Origin of the sequence: Helicobacter sp. TUL (assembly GCF_002287135.1) — a bacterium.
Classification (GTDB): domain Bacteria; phylum Campylobacterota; class Campylobacteria; order Campylobacterales; family Helicobacteraceae; genus Helicobacter_F.
The window spans coordinates 1-1,679 of record NZ_NESU01000031.1 but is presented as its reverse complement, the minus strand read 5'-3'; the positions used below and the strand labels follow the sequence as shown (position 1 = coordinate 1,679).

Here is a 1,679-nt window from a genome sequence, read left to right as displayed (position 1 = left end):
ATAAATCAAGAGAATGCGTTGCAAAGCCCATAAGCTCTCCTTTTTATAGATGTGAATGCGACATTATAATAATCAGTCACTCTTTTAAGACTTAAAGTGGAGCATATATTCATCATACGCTTCAAAAAGCATATCAGTATCGCTCTCTTGTGGTTGCCACTCTAAAAGATCTATGGTTTGTTGAATATCTACAATATATTGCTCATCAGCTATCATATATTGCTCCCTATACATTAAGGGCATTCCAACAGATTCTAAGAAAGCCAAGATATACTTCATACCTTTGGCATATGTGGGCACAAGAAAAGACTTAGAATGCGCATGTGCGATGAGCTTGCTCAATAACTCTCGGATACTAGGAGGATTATATGATCCTAGATTTAACTCTACATTTGGAATCCCCTTGTTAATCGCACACACAATAGCTTGTGCACAATCTTTAACACTTATCATCTGATAACAATTCTTGCCATTACCAATCATAGGAACAGGCAAAGAGTGTCGCACCAATGTAAAAAGTTTTGTCAAGATTCCATAACGCCCTGCACCTACGATAATACGAGGTCTAAAAATTGTAGCATGCAACCCTTGATCTCTAGCAGCAAAGATAAGGTTTTCAGAATCTACCTTGGTGCGTCCATACCAACCAAATGGCTCACGCTGATGATTGCAATCTACAGGCAAGTATTGTGGTTTGCCATACACCATATCGGTGCTAAAATACACAAGATTCTTACATCCATGTGCCAACATTGTTTCTACAATATTCCTAGTTCCCTGCACATTTACTTCCCTAAAATATTGCTCCAAATTTCCTCTAGGAGGTTTTGGTGCATAAGCTCTAGCCGCTAGATGTATCACAATATCACTTGGTAAAAATCTAAATGAACAATCTTTAGCTATGTCGCAATATACAAACTCTACATCATCTGGTAAATCTTGAGATTTATGCACATCCATACATATCACTTGTGGCTTTTGTGTATCGTGTGTGCCAAAAATCTTGTCCCCTACTAAAGAATCTAAAATTGCCCTAATGGTATAAAGACCAACAAACCCACTACCACCAATTACAATATAACGCATGATCTCAACCTTTTGCCATTGTAAGGCATACAAGCCCTAAACATATCAAAGCGATCCCTAATATCTTAAGACCCCCTAATGGTTCGCCAAAAGCAAAATATGCTACGATAGCAGAAAAAATAAACCCTATGCTCAAAAATGGATATGCCACACTCACATTGACCTTTGCCAATACAATAAGCCAAGATACGATACTTATGGCATAAATGCCCATACCACCGATAATATATGGGTTTAATACACCACGCATAATAAAATCCATACTCAAACTAAGCTCTCCCAAACTACTCATGCCCTTTTTCAACAAAAGCTGTGCAATTGCATTAAGCAATACAGAAAACAAAATTAATGGGATAAAGACAATCATCTAAACTCCTTACAAATGAGATACGAAGATGTATGGGCTTGTGGCATACACAAGCCAACAAGAAAGCAGTGCAAATATCTATCATACATTGTATGGAATGCATTAAAATTTGTAGAATTGCAAAAATAGCTATAAGAAAATTTGTTGTGCGAAGAAAAAAGAAGAAAGAAAAAGATGTTTATATGATGATAAAGAGCTACAAGGGAGTGTCTTGTAGAGTATCTAT

At 36.7% G+C, this 1,679-nt stretch carries 2 protein-coding genes; both read right to left on the bottom strand.

From position 1 onward, the window contains the following. Window positions 1-84: 84 nt before the first annotated feature. The gene (locus B9T66_RS08635) at window positions 85-1,086 is read right to left on the bottom strand and encodes an NAD-dependent epimerase/dehydratase family protein (protein ID WP_095628553.1); all 1,002 of its coding nucleotides are present in this window, start codon (window positions 1,084-1,086) and stop codon (window positions 85-87) included. Window positions 1,087-1,090: 4 nt separating this feature from the next. Beyond that, on the bottom strand, window positions 1,091-1,453 hold the full coding sequence (locus tag B9T66_RS08630; protein WP_219350232.1) for a hypothetical protein: 363 nt from the start codon (window positions 1,451-1,453) through the stop codon (window positions 1,091-1,093). Window positions 1,454-1,679: the final 226 nt, after the last annotated feature.

Bases quoted from the DNA above. Each gene is read 5' to 3' on its own strand.
- B9T66_RS08630 (WP_219350232.1), bottom strand. From the start codon at position 1,453: ATGATTGTCTTTATCCCATTAATTTTGTTTTCTGTATTGCTTAATGCA.
- B9T66_RS08635 (WP_095628553.1), bottom strand. From the start codon at position 1,086: ATGCGTTATATTGTAATTGGTGGTAGTGGGTTTGTTGGTCTTTATACC.